The organism is Proteiniclasticum sp. C24MP, assembly GCF_043951855.1.
Taxonomy (GTDB): Bacteria; Bacillota; Clostridia; order Clostridiales; family Clostridiaceae; genus Proteiniclasticum.
Window position 1 is genome coordinate 472,107 of the sequence record NZ_JBINJW010000001.1, and the last position, 15,638, is coordinate 487,744.

Consider the following 15,638-nt stretch of genomic DNA (forward strand, 5'->3'; position numbering starts at 1 on the left):
CACCGGATCATGAGCCTTTCCTTTATGTCATAATAATTTTTACAGTCTTTTTTTGCAGGGTTCTGATTCCTTTCTTTGAAATCACCCTTCTCTCAGATGCTTAAGAAGGACTTTCGCATCATGAATCCCCAGACTGCAGGTGAAGTCCCTGCAGACATAGGCCGTGCCTTTTTCCTCTTCCGGTTCTCTCCAGAAGGAAAACAGTTCACCGTCTCTATCCTTCCTCTTCGGATCATGATTCACCACGGTGTATTCCGGAAGATATATTGCTGCAAGGCTGCGGTTCATCTCACGAAGCGGCTGCTCTTCCAGCTTTCCTGAAAGGACCACTTCCTTGGACCCATCTGATAGTGTTCGGTAGGCAGTAAGAAGAAAACTGAATCCCATAGGGTCTTCCATGATTTCTCCGCCCAGGACATTGAAAGTCTTTTCGAGTATCGCTTTGTATTTTTCCTTTCCCGTGAGGCTCGAGAGCTTTGCCATGGAAACCGCTGCCATGGAATTTCCTGAAGGCAGAGCAGAATCATGAATATCCTCTGCTTCCATCACCAGCTTCTCATGTCCTTTTCCATTGAGCCTGAAGAGCCCACTCTCTTTGTCATAGAATTCCTCCAACATATCTCCTGCCAGCTTTTCTGCCTGATGGAGGTAACGGTTCTGAAGGGTCGCTTCCTGAAGAGACAGGATACCATAAAGAAGGAAAGCGTAGCTGTCCAGAAACCCCTTATGCATGCTTCTTCTTTCCCTGTAGGAAGCATAAAGATGTCCTTCCTCATCTATCATATGGTCCAGGATGAACTGAAGGGCTTTCTCTGCGCGAAGCACATATTCTTCCTTCTCAAATACTTTACCGGCATAGGCCAGAGCGGAAATCATCAGTCCGTTCCAGGAAGAGAGGATCTTATCATCTTTACCCGGTTTTACTCTTTTCTCCCTGTAGGCAAAGAGTTTCCTTCGCAGTCTGACGAGCTTTTCATCCTCCTCTTTCTCCAGCGCCTCCAGACTGTGATGAAGAAGATTTAGGATGTTCTTTCCTTCGAAATTGCCGGAGGAGGTGATGCCGTAGACCTCTGAAAACCATGCGCCATCCTCTTCCCCCAGCACCTCCAGGACTTCTTCCCTGGTGAAGAGATAGAACTTCCCTTCCTCTGCTTCACTGTCCGCATCTTCCGCCGAGTAGAAGGCTCCTTCAGGCGCCGTCATGACGCGATCTATGTAGGCTATGATCTTCTCCGCGATTTCTTTGTAGATTTTCTTTCCCGAAGCCTGATACATTTCCGTATAGACGCGAAGAAGCATCGCGTTGTCATAGAGCATCTTCTCGAAATGGGGCACCAGCCATCTTTCATCTACCGTATATCTTGAAAATCCATAGCCCAGATGATCAAAGATGCCTCCCTGATACATACCCAGAAGACTTTTCTCCACCATCTCCAGGGCATCCGGTTCCTTCTCCTTATGCCAGTATCTCAGAAGATACAGAAGATGATGGGGAACTGGAAATTTGGGGGCGGTGTAGAATCCCCCATGAACTTCATCATATGCATTCTTCAAGGAGAGATATCCCTTCCTGAAAACATCCGAAGAAAGCGCTCCGTCTTTTTTCTCGCTTAGAGCCTCCTTCACTGCCTTTACAGCATACTCGGAAGAAGAGACAATCTTCTCTCTTTCCTCCACCCACAATCGATGAATTTCAAGCAGCAGCTCCTTCAGACCCAGCTGCCCTTGCCTGGACTCCTTCGGCAGATAGGTGGCCGCATAGAAGGGTTTTCCTTCTCCTATCATGAGAATGGTCATGGGCCATCCGCCATGCCCCGTCATGGCCTGACAGAAACTCATGTAGACATGGTCCACGTCCGGTCTTTCTTCCCGGTCCACCTTCACAGAGATGAAATAGCGATTCAGAATCTCTGCCACTTCTTCATCTTCGAAGGACTCTTCCCGCATCACATGACACCAGTGGCAGCTGGAATACCCGATGGAAAGAAATAGGGGTCTGTCTTTTCGCTTCGCCTCTTCAAAGGCTTCTTCTCCAAAGGGATACCAGTCCACAGGATTTTCTGCATGCTGAATAAGATAGGGAGACTGCTCACTTTTCAATCTGTTCATTCCATCATCCATATTCTGCTTCCTTCCTTATCTTTATTCTTATCTTTCATCATACCCTATGAATTTGTACAAATTATGAGAAGATCTTGACCAGAATGTTTCCCTTTGAAGAAATAACCATAGACTTAGAAACTCATAGGTTTTCACGGGTTATCTCGTTAAAATATTATCAGAATATTGTTGTATTTTCTACGCTTTTTTTCTCTATGATTGGCTTTATCAGTGCATCTACTCATAATTTGAAAAAATATTTTCAAAATAGAGGTTTACTTCACACCATAATAATGTTAAACTATTAACAAATAGGTGCCAACAAACCTATTTTTCATAAGTGTATCTCCCTAACACATTTATAAAAAAACCTCTTCCCTACACCAGAAGAGGCTTTTTTATTGCCAAAAATCATATTATTCCTGTTCCATAGTATAATTTATCACCTTATGTTATTCTGTTAAAATACACAAAAGATTGTTTAATATATGCAAAAGGAGGAGTATACTATGAACTTAGGACTTGTCAATGCCGGTTATCTCAGTCTCCTACTCATGTTTCTGGAAGTCACGCTGAGAATTGTCGCCATCTACACCCTGGTGATTCTCGCGAACGCATTGAAAACCTACATCAGGAGAAACAGCTGATATAGGTTAGCGCACAGAAATGACACGCAGAGGAAAACACCTGAAAAGACATGGAAAAGATAACAAAATCCAAACAGGAGGATCTAACAATGTATAAGTATATGTATGTCAGAGCAACCACCGGAGGTCTCTTCAGTGAATCAGACTACAAGCAGCTTATTGATCAGCACAGCAAAGAGGGCTGGCGGTTTGTAACGGCAATTCCCGCCAAGTTCGTCGGCTATGGTGTCATCAAGGAAGTGGATCTGGTTTTCGAAAAAGAGGAATAACCGGAAAAGCGAAATCCATCTCACGAAAAATGGATGAATCCATCAAACCCTTCATTATATAAACGCGCGAGAAGAATCTCCGCGTTTTCTTTTTTTCTGAAGGCCCCTACCTGAACTCTGTAGAGCTTATCCCCTTCTTCCTGCAGAGCCTTATGATTCTCCACTACCTTCTTCTCTTCCGCTCTCTCCTCCACAGGCTTTAATGATAGAAACCTGGCAATTCCCTTCACATAGGCTCTGGCGATCTCCTGTTTATGACCGATGATCCATCTGGCGATGTCCGGATGATCATGAAAATTCGTCTCCATGAGTACAGGAATCATGCCCAGTTCATAGGGCGCACGGATCTCTCCGTATCCTTTCCCGTTAAAAGCCTCCATCCCGTTCACAAGGGTCTGTGCACGGTTGCTCTTGTAAGGACAGATTCTGTTGAGCTCCTCGGCAAGATAGGTCCCGAGCATCTTCGACTCTTCACTCTTCGGATGATAAAGAGCCACAGCCCCTCTGGCCTTCCCCTTTCCGCCCGCATTGGAATGGATGGCCAGATAGATGCTGCACCCTTTTCTTTCAGCTTCTCTGGGTCTTCCTTCTTTTCCGATGTCTAGGGAAAGGGTTGCCTGATGCACCGGATAACTGTACTCCCTGGCCATGATGTCCCGGATGATTTCCGAAACGGCCACCATTTCCTTCTCCTCATTGGTATTTCCCACTGCATACATGTTTTTAGGCTGCCTGCTTGGTGAAAGATAAATCCCCGGTTTTCTCATAATAACCACACTCCTTCTTCTTCAAAAGCGCGCTAAGCCCTTCTACTAGGTACTTATGCTGCAGTTTCTGAAAAAGCATGAAAAATTTTGGGGACGGTACTTGAATTTTATCTGGAGCTATGTTATCATACTTTTTGTAAGGACGGTGAAACAAGTGGCAAGGCAAGCTCGAATAAAAGATCCATACGGGACATTTCATATTACACAGGCCGGTGGGGCGAAAAGAGATTTGTTTGAAAAAGATGAAGATCGCGAGCACTTTCTGGAAATCATAAGACGTGCCCAGGCAAAATATCAGTTCAAGCTGTATGCCTACTGTCTTCTGTCAGATAATGCCTATCACCTGGTCATGGACCTGAACGGTGCAGACATGAGTAAGGTCATGAAAAGCATCAACATCGGATACGCCATGTATCTGGATATAGATGAACCGGTTTTCAAAGACCGATACAAAAGCACTCTTTTACAAAGTGCGGAAAGCACACTGGAAGTGGTTGCGAAGCTTCACGATAAGGGAGCCGCTCAGGAAACCCAGTGGAACAGTTACTGCATCTACGATCCTGATACGCCCCTGAGACTGGATTGGGTTTCCCCCATCGCAGGTCTGAAGGACGAAAAGGATCCTGAGGAGTGCAGAGACTGCATCGACAGCATCGATGAAGCACAGAAAAGACTTTTCCAGGTTTCAGAAGAAGCGGGACTTTCACTGAAGGAACTCTTCAGACAGAAAGATCTTCGAAACGATCTGATTCTGAAATTCAGAAAGAACTCTTCCCTCTCACTAAAGGAACTGGGTGTCTTGTTTGGAGGACTCTCCGAATCAAGCATCTGTAAAATCTTAAACACGGAATGTGTAAAATAAACGCATGGCAACATGCATTTTATTTAAACCATCAATTCAAGTTCTGTCCCCTTCTATTCCAAGGAGAGCACAGTACGACAGGAGGTAAAACATGTCATTTTCTTTTCAGGTAGATCTGAAAAAAGGACTCGGTACAAAAGATGAAAATCAGCTGGATATGGACAAGACCTATGATCTGCTTGTGGTAGGCGGCGGACCTGCAGGCCTTAATGCAGCGCTTTACGCGAAACGTAAAGGACTGGAAGTCGGAATCATCACCAAGAGAAAAGGAGGCCTTCTCCTTGACACCTCAACGGTGGAAAACTATCTCGGAACCAAAGAACTGAGCGGAGAAGCCATGGCCGAAGAGTTTCTGGCCCATGTGGAAACACTGGAAGTGCCCATCAAAGACGACAGCGAAGTCGTGAAGTACGGCAAAGACGGTGATACCCATCTTCTGACACTTTATTCCGGTGAAATCTTCAGGGCAAAGACCATTCTTGTGGCAACAGGTTCCAACCCCAGACATCTGGATGTCAAAGGTGAAGATACCTATGCAGGGAAAGGCGTGGCCTACTGCGCCATATGTGATGCGCCCCTGTTCAAAGGAAAAGATGTACTCATAGCTGGTGGAGGAAACTCCGCTGTTGAAGCGGCAATAGATGTTGCAAAAGTTGTAAAGTCTGTGACCTTAGTACACAGAAGCCAGTTAAGAGCAGACAATATTCTAGTGGAGAAGCTCTATGCCAATCCCAATATCACCGTGCATCTGGAAACACAGATTCTCGAAATCTTCGGGGAGGACGCCATGAAAGGCATCCGCGTACTCGATAAGAAGAAGAACAGCGAACATGAACTTTTCGCAGACGGTCTATTCATAGAAATCGGTCATGTACCGAATCTTGGACCCTTTAGAGATCATCTGAAGCTGAATGACTTCAATGAAATCATTGTGGACGAGAAGAATCACACAAACCTCGACGGCGTTTTCGCCGCAGGCGATGTGACGACGCTTCCCTACAAACAGATCGTCATCGCAGCCAGCGATGGAGCCAAGGCGGCTCTTGCCGTCAGCGAATACCTGAATGCACAGAAAATCAGTTAATTATTAAAATTAAAATATACACTCACACAACACACTTTATGGAGGTAAAGAAATAATGAAAATGTTTAATGAAGAAATCCAGGGACAGTTAAAGGAAATATTCCAGGAAATGAAGGGCGATGTGACCATCGCACTGTTCACCAAGGAAGGCGAATGCCCAACATGTGCGGAGACACTGGCCTACATGCAGGAAGTGGAAGAGCTCAGCGACAAGATTCATCTGGAGCAGTATGACATCAACAAGGATGCCGAACTTGCGAAGAAGTACAACGTAGCCATGGTACCATCCATCGTCATGCTGGACGCAGACAAGCAGTACAAAGGCGTGAAGTTCAACGGAATTCCTGCTGGTCACGAGATCAACTCCTTCATCCCTGCAATACTTGAAGTATCAGGAAATGAAAGCGAAATGCCTGCAGAACTGGAAGAAAGAATCAAGAAGATCAGTAAGCCCATCAACATCAAGGTGTTCATCACACTGAGCTGTCCTCATTGCCCAGGTGCAGTGCAGAAGGCCCATAAGCTTGCCCTGATGAATCCATTCATCGAGGCGGAAATGATCGAAGCGGAAACCTTCGGCGAACTGTCCATGAAGCACAACGTATCCGGTGTGCCAAAGATCGTCATCAACGATGAACATGATCTACTTGGAAACCAGCCAATCCAGGAATTCCTGAACACCATAGAAAGCATCGCTTAATACGATAACAGATACACTTCCCTTAAATACATGAGGAAACAAGGATGACAATAAGCCATCCTTTTCTTCATCTACAGAGAAGGAGTAGCAAATGATTCTTAAAAATATCTACAATCATGGACAAAAGTGAAGCAATATACCCATGATTCATGGACTTTCTGAGTTCATACCTGTTTCTGCTAGGACAGTTCAGCTTTGGTGCAATTCAGATAAAATAATATCTCTTTCATATTCAATCGCCATAAAAGAACATATGTGCTATAATTTTCTTAAACAAGGTCCAGAAAAATAGTGCATAAAGGTGATGATCAGGGTGCTGAAAAGTTGCAAGACGGAAATACATCCGACTGATAAGCAGAAACATAAAATAAACAGAACCATCGGTGTCTGCAGGTTCATCTACAATTTCTACATTGCTGAAAACAAAGAGATCTACAAAGCGGAAAAAAGCTTCATGTCCGGAATGGATTTCTCGAAATGGCTGAACAATGAGTTCCTGCCAGAGAATCCGGAATACCTTTGGATCAGAGAAGTCAGCAGCAAAGCTGTGAAGCAGAGCATCATGAATGGGGAGAAGGCTTTCAGGAAGTTTTTCAGGAAACAGTCCGGATTTCCGAGATTCAAGAAGAAGAACAGGTCGGATGTGAAGGCATACTTCCCCAGGAACAACAGAACGGACTGGACCATTGAAAGGCATCGCCTTAAAATACCCACGCTGGGATTTGTCAGGCTGAAAGAGAAAGGATACATCCCGATGGATTCCATGGTGAAAAGCGGGACCGTATCCATGAAGGCAGGCAGATATTACGTGTCTGTGCTGATTGAAGCAGAGGAGAAGCCCTATGATGTGCCCGAAGGAAATGGCATCGGCATCGATCTGGGCATCAAGGATTTTGCGGTGGTAAGCACCATGGAGAATCCATTCGCAAACATCAACAAGACCAAATCCGTGCGTGACCTGGAAAAAAGGCTGAAACGCGAACAAAGAAGGCTTTCGAGAAAATACGAAAGCCTGAAAGTCAGAAATAAAGAAACGAAAGGAGGAGCTACTAGACAGAATATCCATAAGCAGACCATAAAGGTACAGAAACTTCATCAGAGACTTTCCTGCATAAGGGAAAATCACATCAATCAGGTAATCAGTCAGGTGATCAGGCAAAAACCACGTTTCATCACCATGGAAGACCTGAACGTGAAAGGGATGATGAAGAACAGGCATTTAGCGAAGGCTGTACAAGGCCAGAACTTCTATTCCTTCAGGCTGAAACTTGCTGACAAGTGCAGGAAGAATGGGATAGAGTTAAGAATTGCTGACAGATGGTATCCTTCAAGCAGGCTGTGCTCGGAATGTGGTTCTATCAGAAAGGATCTGAAGTTATCTGATAGAACATACAGATGCGATGCGTGCAGCTTTGTCATAGACAGGGACAGGAACGCCAGCATCAATCTTGTGAATGCCAAAGTCTACACGGTAGCACTGTAACGCTATTGTAGATGTGTACCGATGGCTAGTCGGGAATTTACGACTGTGGACTGTACAAGAACTTGTGAGTAGCAGCTCAGGAAACTGAGGCGAAAGCATACAGGAAGAAGCAGTAAAAGTCTCGATATGGATAGATTTGTCCATATTTTGAGTAGCAGAGCTTATGGAAAATACAACCGTTTCAAAAGAAACCAGAAGGAGAAAGAGAATCATGAAGATTGCCCTTGGCATCGTCATCGGAGGACTTGCAGGTTATCTCTACTATTATTTCATCGGTTGCGATGGAACCTGCCCCATATCCTCTAACCCATGGCGTTCCATTCTATACGGATCCGTAGTGGGTACCCTGCTTGGTTCAACTTTTTAAAATATAATAACACGAAAGAAAAAACAAAAGAAAAATGCATCAGAGAGGTAACACGTGAAAAATCATAAATATTTATACCTGATCACCCTGGCCTTCTTCGGCCTGTCCTTTGTAAACATTCATTTTGCGATTCTTGGTGTCATCTGCATGGTGATTCCCATGGTTCTTCTTCAAAGAGATAAGAAGAAAACATGGTGTCAGGGATACTGTCCAAGATCGAATCTGTACATGACCTTAGGGAAAAAGAGAAAGAAGAAAGGCAAGGTTACCCCCATGTCCTTCATCAAAGGGAATGTCAAGAATGTGGTCCTGATCTATTTCGGCATCAGCCTGTTCATATCACTTATGTCCACCCTTCAGGTGGCTCTGGGCAATATGGCACCCATGCTCATTCCGAGATTTCTGATCATACTGCCCATCCCGGTTGCATTCCCGCAGCTCATTACCCTAAGTGGTATACCTGTGTGGATCACTCATTTTGCTTTCCGCATGTTTTCCATGATGATGACAACTACACTTATAGGGCTTTCCCTGTCCTATCTATATAAACCGAGAACATGGTGCACCATTTGTCCGGTGAACACCATTTCCGACATCTATATCATGGAAAACAGGAAGCGCTCACCCGGCCCTTCCATCCAGAGGAAAGCATCCTAGTTTTCCACACATTTATATATATTTCCCCGATAAAAAGGAAGTCAGAAGCTGATTAATCGCTTCTGACTTCCTTTTTTTCTCTTTACAGTTCATTTTGAGGAGAAGAACGCTTTCCTATATAGCAGCTTCAATGGCTTCCGTAAGAATCTCTTCCACTTCCATTGCCACATCATCCAGCTCCATACCTTCCATGATTCCGGCAAGGCTTGTAGGCTTCATCATGCCGATCCGCACACCATCTTCCTTCTCGTAAACCACCATCTTGCAGGGGAGCATATAACCTGCTTCCAGATGCCGATCCAGAACCACCTTTGCTTTAGGTGGATTACATACTTCCATGACTTTGAAATTCTTATTGAAATCCAGTCCCTTTTCCTGAAGCTTATCCTTGAAGTTCATTTCCCACAGGACGCCGAACTTACGCTCCGCCAGTGCCTTCTTGAGATCCTCCAGTGCCACATCGAAACTTTTCTCTGTCTTCTTTTCATATACAATCATTTCATTTCCTCCAAGGTTTATTTTCTTAGCCTCAATATACCACTAGGGGGTATGTTCTTCAAGGGGAAAGGCTGTAAATTCATGTTTTGTATACATGTCTTCATAATCTGTTTAGAAGTTCATTGACAGGCTATCCAGCTTCCTTTAGAATAGTCAGAAAATAGAGTATATTGGAGGCACAACATGCTGGATAGAAAAGCCCTGAAAGAACGCTACAAAGACGACATCGTATCCCTGCGCAGATATCTTCATCAGCATCCTGAACTGAGTATGGAAGAGGTGGAGACTACAGCATTCATCGCACAAGAACTGGATAAGCTGGGAATCCCCTACATCAAGGCGAATCCCACGGGGCTCATCGCCACCATAGAAGGGAAACATCCGGGAAAAACCGTCGCCCTTCGAAGCGATATGGATGCCCTGAAGATCACCCAGAAAAATGATGTGCCCTATAAGTCCCTGACAGAAGGAAAAATGCATGCCTGCGGCCATGACGCCCATATGTCCATTCTACTTACGGCAGCAAAGATGCTTATGGATTCAAAAGATGAGATTCACGGCACCGTCCATCTTCTTTTTCAGCCTGCCGAAGAGATCGGACTGGGTGCAAAGATTCTGATTGAGACTGGCGACTGGTACGAACAAACCGACAACGTCTTCGGTGCCCATATCTGGTCTGGCCTGCCCACAGGAAAGGTCTCCGTGGAATCCGGTGAGCGAATGGCCGCCACGGACCGGTTCAGAATCCGCATCAAAGGGCTCTCAGGACACGGCTCCATGCCCCATCAGACGGTGGATGCCGTGGTGGTGGCTTCTGCCATGGTCATGAACTTCCAGACCATTGTGAGCCGGGAATACAGCCCTCTGGACCCCCTTGTGGTCTCTGTGGGTTCCATTCACAGCGGCACAGCCTTCAACGTCATTTCCGGCGAAGCAGAGCTGGAAGGCACGGTCAGGTATTTCCGAAAAGAGATCGGAGACACCATTGAAGGTTCCGTGAGAAGAGTCATGGAGCATACCGCCTCTCTCTACGGGGCGGAAGCCGAGCTGACCTACATTCATAATCTGCCTCCGGTGCATAATGAGGAAACCTCCTCAGAGATTGCCCGGGAAGCTGCAGAAAAGATCATGGGGGAAGAAAACGTCGTCCTTATGGAAAAGACCACTGGTGGAGAAGACTTTGCCTTCTACCTGGAAAAGAAGCCTGGCTGCTTCGCCTTCATCGGATCCGGAAACAAAGAGAAGAAGACGGATCTTGCCCATCACAATGACCACTTCGACATCGATGAGGATGCGCTCATAAACGGTGCGCTGCTTTATGCCGAGTATGCCGTAAGTTATCTAGAAAAAAGCAGATTGCTCTAGCACATCAGTTTCATCATCTGCTTATACGAAAAAGGAGCCTATCATCTGATAAGCTCCTTTTTTCGTATATCACTATTTTGTTACTGTTCCGATTCATCAGTTCAGAAGTTCATACACTTTTCTGATGGATTCATGATCTTCAAAGTCCTCTGAAATATCAAACATCAGCCTGCTTACGTCCATATCAGAAAACACTTCCCTATACTTCTCTTCATCAAATTCCATGACCTGTTTCAGTCTTATGATCAGTCCGGGCAGGCTCTCTTCCCACTCCCCTTCGTCATAAGCGCTCTTTTCACTTAATACGATATAGGCTTCCTGGGCAGCAGTGAGATTCGCAAACTGCTCCGCATAAATTCTCTTATCTTCCACCTGTCCTGCATTGGCAGCAAAGATCTGCAGGTGGTTTTCTACAACGCGTGTCAGTTCTCTTTCATATACCCTTAACTTATAGCCCTGATAGATGGAAAAACCTACAGAACCCACCAGTAATACTATCAGTAAACGCATCAGCAGTATTCTTTTCTTTTCCAACTTCATCCTCCTACAGCACCCTTCATCTATGCAACATATAATTATTTACATACTCATATTATATTATATGCAATATTTTCGCAATACATCTGTAGAAATTCACTTTACTACAGAACCTATTTGAACAGATCCTTCAGCGCATCACTTAAGGCGGAGTTCAGTGGTTCATCATTTTCCTTATTGATCTTACTCAGATACTGCTTCACTTCACCCTTTCTCATAGCTGTGCCTTCCTTTTCTCTTCTTGCCTGGAAGGCGGTGAGCTTTTCTCTGTAGCCGCACTTGCATTTGAAGTACTTTCCTTCTCCTTCACCCACAAGCTCCATCTTCTTCTTGCATTCAGGACATCGGGCATTGGACTGGCTGCTTAAGGTTTTTCTGAAGCCGCACTCTCTGTCCTGACAGACCAGCATGGTGGACTTTTTCCCCTTCACTTCCAGCAGATTCTTTCCGCAGGTCGGACACTTCTGCCCGGTCATATTGTCATGACGGAAGGTCTTCTTGGAGGTCTTGATCTCCGTGATGATCTTCTTCGTGTACTCCTCCATTTCCCTGATGAAGGCTTCCTCTTTCAGCTGTCCGTTTTTGATCTTCTCCAGTTTGGATTCCCATCTGGCGGTCATTTCAGGAGAAGTCAGCTCTTCCGGTGCGAGATCAAGAAGCTGTCTTCCTTTTTCCGTGATATGGATTTCCTTTCCTCTTTTTTCCAGCACAAAGGAGGAAAAGAGCTTTTCGATGATGTCGGCTCTTGTCGCAACGGTCCCCAACCCACTGGTTTCCTTCAGTATCGCTTCCAGCTTCTTGTCATCTGATTCCATGTACTTCACGGGATTCTCCATGGCGGAGAGAAGCGTCGCATCGGTGAAGTAGGCCGGTGGCTTGGTCTTTCCTTCTTCCAGATAGGTCTTTTCCAGGGAGAGCTGGTCTCCCTTTTTGAAGAGCGATTCTCTTTCTTCGATTTCTTCCTCGTCCTGCTCCTTTAATAGAGCTCTGTAGCCCTGACTGACGGTGACCTTGGATTTATTCCTGAAGATTTCCTCTCCTATGGTCCCCGTTACTACCATTTCCTTATAGACATAAGGGTCCATGAGCACACTGAGGAATCTCTTCACAACCAGAAGATAGATCTTCCTTTCCTTATCCGTCAGGGTACTTAAAACCACGGATTCTTCCGTCGGAATGATGGCATGATGGTCGGACACTTTCTGATCATTGACGAAGCTCTTCTTCTCTTTGATTCCTTTTCTCAGGATCTCTCTGCCGATGTTGGTCAGGTCCCCCTTGGCCGATGCCTTTACGCGGTCTGCTAAAGTTGCCGTCATGTCTTTCGTTAGGTATCTGGAATCCGTTCTCGGATAGGTCAGCACCTTATGCCTTTCATAGAGGGCCTGCATGGTGTTTAAGGTCTCTTTGGGACTCAGGCCGTATAGATTGCTGGCGTCTCTCTGAAGCTCTGTAAGGTCGTACAGAAGCGGTGCATCCTTTCTCTTCTCCACGGTCTTCACATCGGTGATGAGAAGCTTCTTTCCCTCCAGAGACTTATGCTTCTTTCTGGCTTCCTCTTCTTTGAAGATTCTTCCTCCTTCATGGTGGAAATAGACGCCACCAGCCTTCACCTTGATGGTGTGATAGGAAACGGGATTGAAGGATCGGATTTCCTCTTCCCTGGTCTTTACAATGCCGAGGGTCGGTGTCTGCACACGTCCCAGTGAAAGCTGCGCATTATGCTTCACCGTCAGGGCGCGGGTGGCATTGATGCCTACAATCCAGTCCGCTTTGCTTCTTGCTTCTGCGGACTTATAGAGATTCTCGTAGTTATTCGCATCCTTCAGGTTCCGGAAGCCGTCCTTGATCGCCTTTTCTGTGACAGAAGAGATCCAGAGCCTCTTCATGGGCTTTCTGACCCCTGCCTTGTAGATGATCCATCTGGCCACCAGTTCTCCTTCTCGTCCTGCATCCGTGGCGATGACGATCTCTCTGATGTCGCTTCTGTTCATGAGATGCTTCACCGTACTATACTGCTTCGCACTTCTTCCGATGACCGAAAGCTTCATCTTCTCAGGAAGCATGGGCAGAAGCTCCATCTTCCACTCCTTGTACTCCGGTCTGTATTCCTCCGGCGCAGCCAGGGTCACCAGATGACCCATGGCCCAGGTGATGACATAATCCTTCCCTTCCATGAATCCGTCTTTCCCGCCATGGATGCCCAGAGCTTTCCCGATATCTTTTCCTACTGAGGGTTTCTCAGCAAGCACTAAAACTTTACTCATTTTCTCTCCTTCTTACCATCACTTACATGGTCTCTTCTCATTACTATGCATTTTGTTCATTATCACTATGATTATATCATATGCCGCCGAAATGAATGCTTTCCTTTAACGCCTGTCTGTGGACTTCCTGCGCACAACTGAAAAGAAGAGGTGAACGGGCCTTCCCATCCATCTCTTCTTCCTGTCTACTGATAGCATATGCAGAAGTATTCAAAGACAACGATCTCTACCTTTTTCTGGCCTTGATCTCTTTGAATGCCTTCTTCATTTCCTTCTTTCCGCCGAACATTTCCTTGATTTTCCGGTCTTCGATCTGCCTCGCACTCAGACCTTCGTATTTATTCTCCGCCTTGAGTTTCAGATAGTTCTCATACCGTGCCCGGTCCAGGGTGCCTTCTTCCAGCGCATGCTTGATGGCGCATCCTGGCTCCTTGTCATGACGGCAGTCATGGAACCTGCACTGAAGCGAAAGATCCGAGATATCCTCAAAGGACTCCTCGATGTTTGCATGGTCAATGCCCAGCTCTCTCATGCCCGGTGTATCAATGACAGCACCGCCTTCTGGCAGAAGAAAGAGTTCCCTTGACGTTGTGGTATGTCTTCCTTTGTCATCATTTCGAAGCCCCTGGGTCTCCATGGCCTCTTCTCCCAGCAGTCTGTTGATGAGGGTGGATTTTCCCACGCCTGACGAGCCGATGAAAGCCACGGTCTTTCCGGCAGAAAGATAGGGCTTCAGAATCTCGTGACCGTTTTCCACATAAGCGGAGGTAACCAGCACATCATATCCCAGTACGGTTTTTTCCACTTCCCTCTTCTTTTCTTCCAGATTCCCGCAGAGATCAGATTTCGTCAGGACAATGACCGGCACTGCGCCGCTGTCCAGGGCTACCGCGAAATATCTTTCCAGTCTTCTCAGGTTATAGTCATTATTCAATGCCATGCAGAGAAATACCGTGTCGATGTTCGCACCTACCGCCTGAGGCTTCTGCGTCTTCCCTGCAGACTTTCTGACGAAGAGGCTCCTTCGATGCAGAATCTCATGGATGATGCCATTGCCCTTCTCGTCACTTTCCCTGTCCACCATGACATAGTCCCCCACCACAGGAAATTCCAGGATCGATGATGCCTGATGGCGCATCTTTCCCGAAACCTCCGCGTAGAGTTCTCCTTCTGTCAGTGCAACCCGGTAGAGATCTTTGGACTGTGAGATGACTCTTCCAAGGCATAGGCCCTCATGAAGCGTCGCTTCCATGAGAATCCTTTCCGTAAATCCTAAATTTTCCATTCTTGTGTTCAATACTTTTTTCCTCCATGTGTTTACTTGGAGGCTGCTTTTTAATAGGCAGATCCTCCCGCTGGCTTTCCTTTTCCTGCTGCAATATCCTTTTTCATAAAGTACCACTCCTTTGCCTATTATTTGGATCACTTCTATTTTTCGATCCACTCAAATCATAATACATTTTCAGTTCTCTGCATAGAAAATTTATGAAATATCATCTTACTTCGTAAATAAACATGACTTTATCAATTGAAATGGCATCATTTATCCCTTTTAAAAGTCATAGTTGCATATCTCTCCATCCTTGTATCTATTTCTGAAGCAATCTGTTATACTGAACTAGTCCTAACAAAGGGACATAAATAACAGTACTAAACGAGAAGATTTACTTTCACCTTAGGGGGCAGGAAATTTCAAGGATAGCTGTTCTAAGGAGGAAAAAATCAATGGAAGACAAGAAGATCATTTGCAGAGACTGCAACAACGAATTCATATTCACAGTAGGTGAGCAGGAATTCTACAAGGAAAAGGGATTCGAAAACGAACCAGTAAGATGTCCTGATTGCAGAAGAGCAAGAAAGAACGAAAAGTTCAACAGAAGATAATCTGGTAAATCAGCAGTTGCTTAGGCAGCTGCTTTTTATTTTCTCAAAGGAATCGCATTTGCGTTATCTTTGAGAGTATGTTATACTGACATAGTCCGGTAAACGGAACAAAAAATTATACAGCACATTACAAAGATTTCAATTTCGCCTT

16 protein-coding genes are annotated in these 15,638 nt (G+C 45.5%); 10 read left to right on the plus strand and 6 right to left on the minus strand.

Annotation, left to right across the window (positions count from 1 at the left end; translation table 11 throughout):
- Positions 1-81 precede the first annotated feature (81 nt).
- Positions 82-2,121 (minus strand): thioredoxin domain-containing protein, encoded by a 2,040-nt coding sequence (locus tag ACHAL6_RS02380; RefSeq protein WP_395268583.1) that lies wholly within the window; start codon positions 2,119-2,121, stop codon positions 82-84.
- Positions 2,122-2,609: 488 nt separating this feature from the next.
- Between ACHAL6_RS02380 and ACHAL6_RS02385 the strand changes: the two genes are divergently transcribed.
- Together ACHAL6_RS02385 and ACHAL6_RS02390 are read left to right on the plus strand one after the other, a co-directional pair.
- Positions 2,610-2,747 (plus strand): hypothetical protein, encoded by a 138-nt coding sequence (locus ACHAL6_RS02385; RefSeq protein WP_207599831.1) that lies wholly within the window; start codon positions 2,610-2,612, stop codon positions 2,745-2,747.
- Between the two features lie 89 nt (positions 2,748-2,836).
- Positions 2,837-3,016: a DUF4177 domain-containing protein gene (locus tag ACHAL6_RS02390; RefSeq protein ID WP_207599830.1), complete on the plus strand. Its 180-nt coding sequence runs from the start codon at positions 2,837-2,839 to the stop codon at positions 3,014-3,016.
- Positions 3,017-3,036: 20 nt separating this feature from the next.
- Here the strand turns inward: ACHAL6_RS02390 and ACHAL6_RS02395 are convergent, their stop codons facing one another.
- Positions 3,037-3,783 carry an N-acetylmuramoyl-L-alanine amidase gene (locus ACHAL6_RS02395; RefSeq protein WP_395268586.1) on the minus strand — a complete coding sequence of 249 codons (747 nt, stop codon included), beginning with the start codon at positions 3,781-3,783 and terminating at the stop codon, positions 3,037-3,039.
- Between the two features lie 154 nt (positions 3,784-3,937).
- Here ACHAL6_RS02395 and ACHAL6_RS02400 point away from each other — a divergent pair, with 154 nt between their 5' ends.
- The 6 genes from ACHAL6_RS02400 to ACHAL6_RS02425 all read left to right on the plus strand — a co-directional run bounded on the left by ACHAL6_RS02400 (position 3,938) and on the right by ACHAL6_RS02425 (position 8,936).
- On the plus strand, positions 3,938-4,645 hold the full coding sequence (locus tag ACHAL6_RS02400) for a transposase (RefSeq protein WP_395268588.1): 708 nt from the start codon (positions 3,938-3,940) through the stop codon (positions 4,643-4,645).
- Positions 4,646-4,736: 91 nt separating this feature from the next.
- Positions 4,737-5,729, plus strand: a complete 993-nt coding sequence (locus ACHAL6_RS02405) for an NAD(P)/FAD-dependent oxidoreductase (RefSeq protein WP_395268590.1) — start codon at positions 4,737-4,739, stop codon at positions 5,727-5,729.
- Positions 5,730-5,784: 55 nt separating this feature from the next.
- On the plus strand, positions 5,785-6,429 hold the full coding sequence (locus ACHAL6_RS02410; protein WP_395268592.1) for a thioredoxin family protein: 645 nt from the start codon (positions 5,785-5,787) through the stop codon (positions 6,427-6,429).
- A 313-nt stretch (positions 6,430-6,742) separates the two neighbouring features.
- Positions 6,743-7,912, plus strand: a complete 1,170-nt coding sequence (locus ACHAL6_RS02415; RefSeq protein WP_395268594.1) for an RNA-guided endonuclease InsQ/TnpB family protein — start codon at positions 6,743-6,745, stop codon at positions 7,910-7,912.
- 163 nt (positions 7,913-8,075) lie between these two features.
- Positions 8,076-8,279, plus strand: coding sequence for a DUF6132 family protein (locus ACHAL6_RS02420; protein ID WP_395268595.1), 204 nt, complete (start codon positions 8,076-8,078; stop codon positions 8,277-8,279).
- A 54-nt stretch (positions 8,280-8,333) separates the two neighbouring features.
- Positions 8,334-8,936, plus strand: a complete 603-nt coding sequence (locus tag ACHAL6_RS02425; RefSeq protein ID WP_395268597.1) for a 4Fe-4S binding protein — start codon at positions 8,334-8,336, stop codon at positions 8,934-8,936.
- Between the two features lie 114 nt (positions 8,937-9,050).
- On the opposite strand, the gene ACHAL6_RS02430 is transcribed toward ACHAL6_RS02425, so the two are convergent.
- On the minus strand, positions 9,051-9,434 hold the full coding sequence (locus tag ACHAL6_RS02430; protein WP_207599826.1) for a DUF302 domain-containing protein: 384 nt from the start codon (positions 9,432-9,434) through the stop codon (positions 9,051-9,053).
- Positions 9,435-9,617: 183 nt separating this feature from the next.
- Here ACHAL6_RS02430 and ACHAL6_RS02435 point away from each other — a divergent pair, with 183 nt between their 5' ends.
- Positions 9,618-10,799 (plus strand): amidohydrolase, encoded by a 1,182-nt coding sequence (locus ACHAL6_RS02435; protein WP_395268599.1) that lies wholly within the window; start codon positions 9,618-9,620, stop codon positions 10,797-10,799.
- Between the two features lie 96 nt (positions 10,800-10,895).
- On the opposite strand, the gene ACHAL6_RS02440 is transcribed toward ACHAL6_RS02435, so the two are convergent.
- The 3 genes from ACHAL6_RS02440 to rsgA form a co-directional block, all read right to left on the minus strand.
- On the minus strand, positions 10,896-11,333 hold the full coding sequence (locus ACHAL6_RS02440) for a hypothetical protein (RefSeq protein WP_395268601.1): 438 nt from the start codon (positions 11,331-11,333) through the stop codon (positions 10,896-10,898).
- A 116-nt stretch (positions 11,334-11,449) separates the two neighbouring features.
- Positions 11,450-13,603 (minus strand): DNA topoisomerase III, encoded by a 2,154-nt coding sequence (locus ACHAL6_RS02445; protein WP_395268603.1) that lies wholly within the window; start codon positions 13,601-13,603, stop codon positions 11,450-11,452.
- A 226-nt stretch (positions 13,604-13,829) separates the two neighbouring features.
- Positions 13,830-14,900, minus strand: a complete 1,071-nt coding sequence (rsgA, locus tag ACHAL6_RS02450) for a ribosome small subunit-dependent GTPase A (RefSeq protein WP_395268605.1) — start codon at positions 14,898-14,900, stop codon at positions 13,830-13,832.
- 428 nt (positions 14,901-15,328) lie between these two features.
- Between rsgA and ACHAL6_RS02455 the strand changes: the two genes are divergently transcribed.
- Positions 15,329-15,487: a zinc-ribbon domain-containing protein gene (locus tag ACHAL6_RS02455; RefSeq protein ID WP_031574354.1), complete on the plus strand. Its 159-nt coding sequence runs from the start codon at positions 15,329-15,331 to the stop codon at positions 15,485-15,487.
- Positions 15,488-15,638 lie beyond the last annotated feature (151 nt).

Excerpts from the sequence above, each read along its gene's own strand:
- ACHAL6_RS02405 (WP_395268590.1), top strand. The coding sequence starts at position 4,737 with ATGTCATTTTCTTTTCAGGTAGATCTGAAAAAAGGACTCGGTACAAAA.
- ACHAL6_RS02380 (WP_395268583.1), bottom strand. The coding sequence starts at position 2,121 with ATGGATGATGGAATGAACAGATTGAAAAGTGAGCAGTCTCCCTATCTT.
- ACHAL6_RS02445 (WP_395268603.1), bottom strand. The coding sequence starts at position 13,603 with ATGAGTAAAGTTTTAGTGCTTGCTGAGAAACCCTCAGTAGGAAAAGAT.
- ACHAL6_RS02430 (WP_207599826.1), bottom strand. The coding sequence starts at position 9,434 with ATGATTGTATATGAAAAGAAGACAGAGAAAAGTTTCGATGTGGCACTG.
- ACHAL6_RS02390 (WP_207599830.1), top strand. The coding sequence starts at position 2,837 with ATGTATAAGTATATGTATGTCAGAGCAACCACCGGAGGTCTCTTCAGT.
- ACHAL6_RS02395 (WP_395268586.1), bottom strand. The coding sequence starts at position 3,783 with ATGAGAAAACCGGGGATTTATCTTTCACCAAGCAGGCAGCCTAAAAAC.
- ACHAL6_RS02410 (WP_395268592.1), top strand. The coding sequence starts at position 5,785 with ATGAAAATGTTTAATGAAGAAATCCAGGGACAGTTAAAGGAAATATTC.
- ACHAL6_RS02420 (WP_395268595.1), top strand. The coding sequence starts at position 8,076 with ATGGAAAATACAACCGTTTCAAAAGAAACCAGAAGGAGAAAGAGAATC.
- ACHAL6_RS02385 (WP_207599831.1), top strand. The coding sequence starts at position 2,610 with ATGAACTTAGGACTTGTCAATGCCGGTTATCTCAGTCTCCTACTCATG.
- ACHAL6_RS02435 (WP_395268599.1), top strand. The coding sequence starts at position 9,618 with ATGCTGGATAGAAAAGCCCTGAAAGAACGCTACAAAGACGACATCGTA.
- ACHAL6_RS02455 (WP_031574354.1), top strand. The coding sequence starts at position 15,329 with ATGGAAGACAAGAAGATCATTTGCAGAGACTGCAACAACGAATTCATA.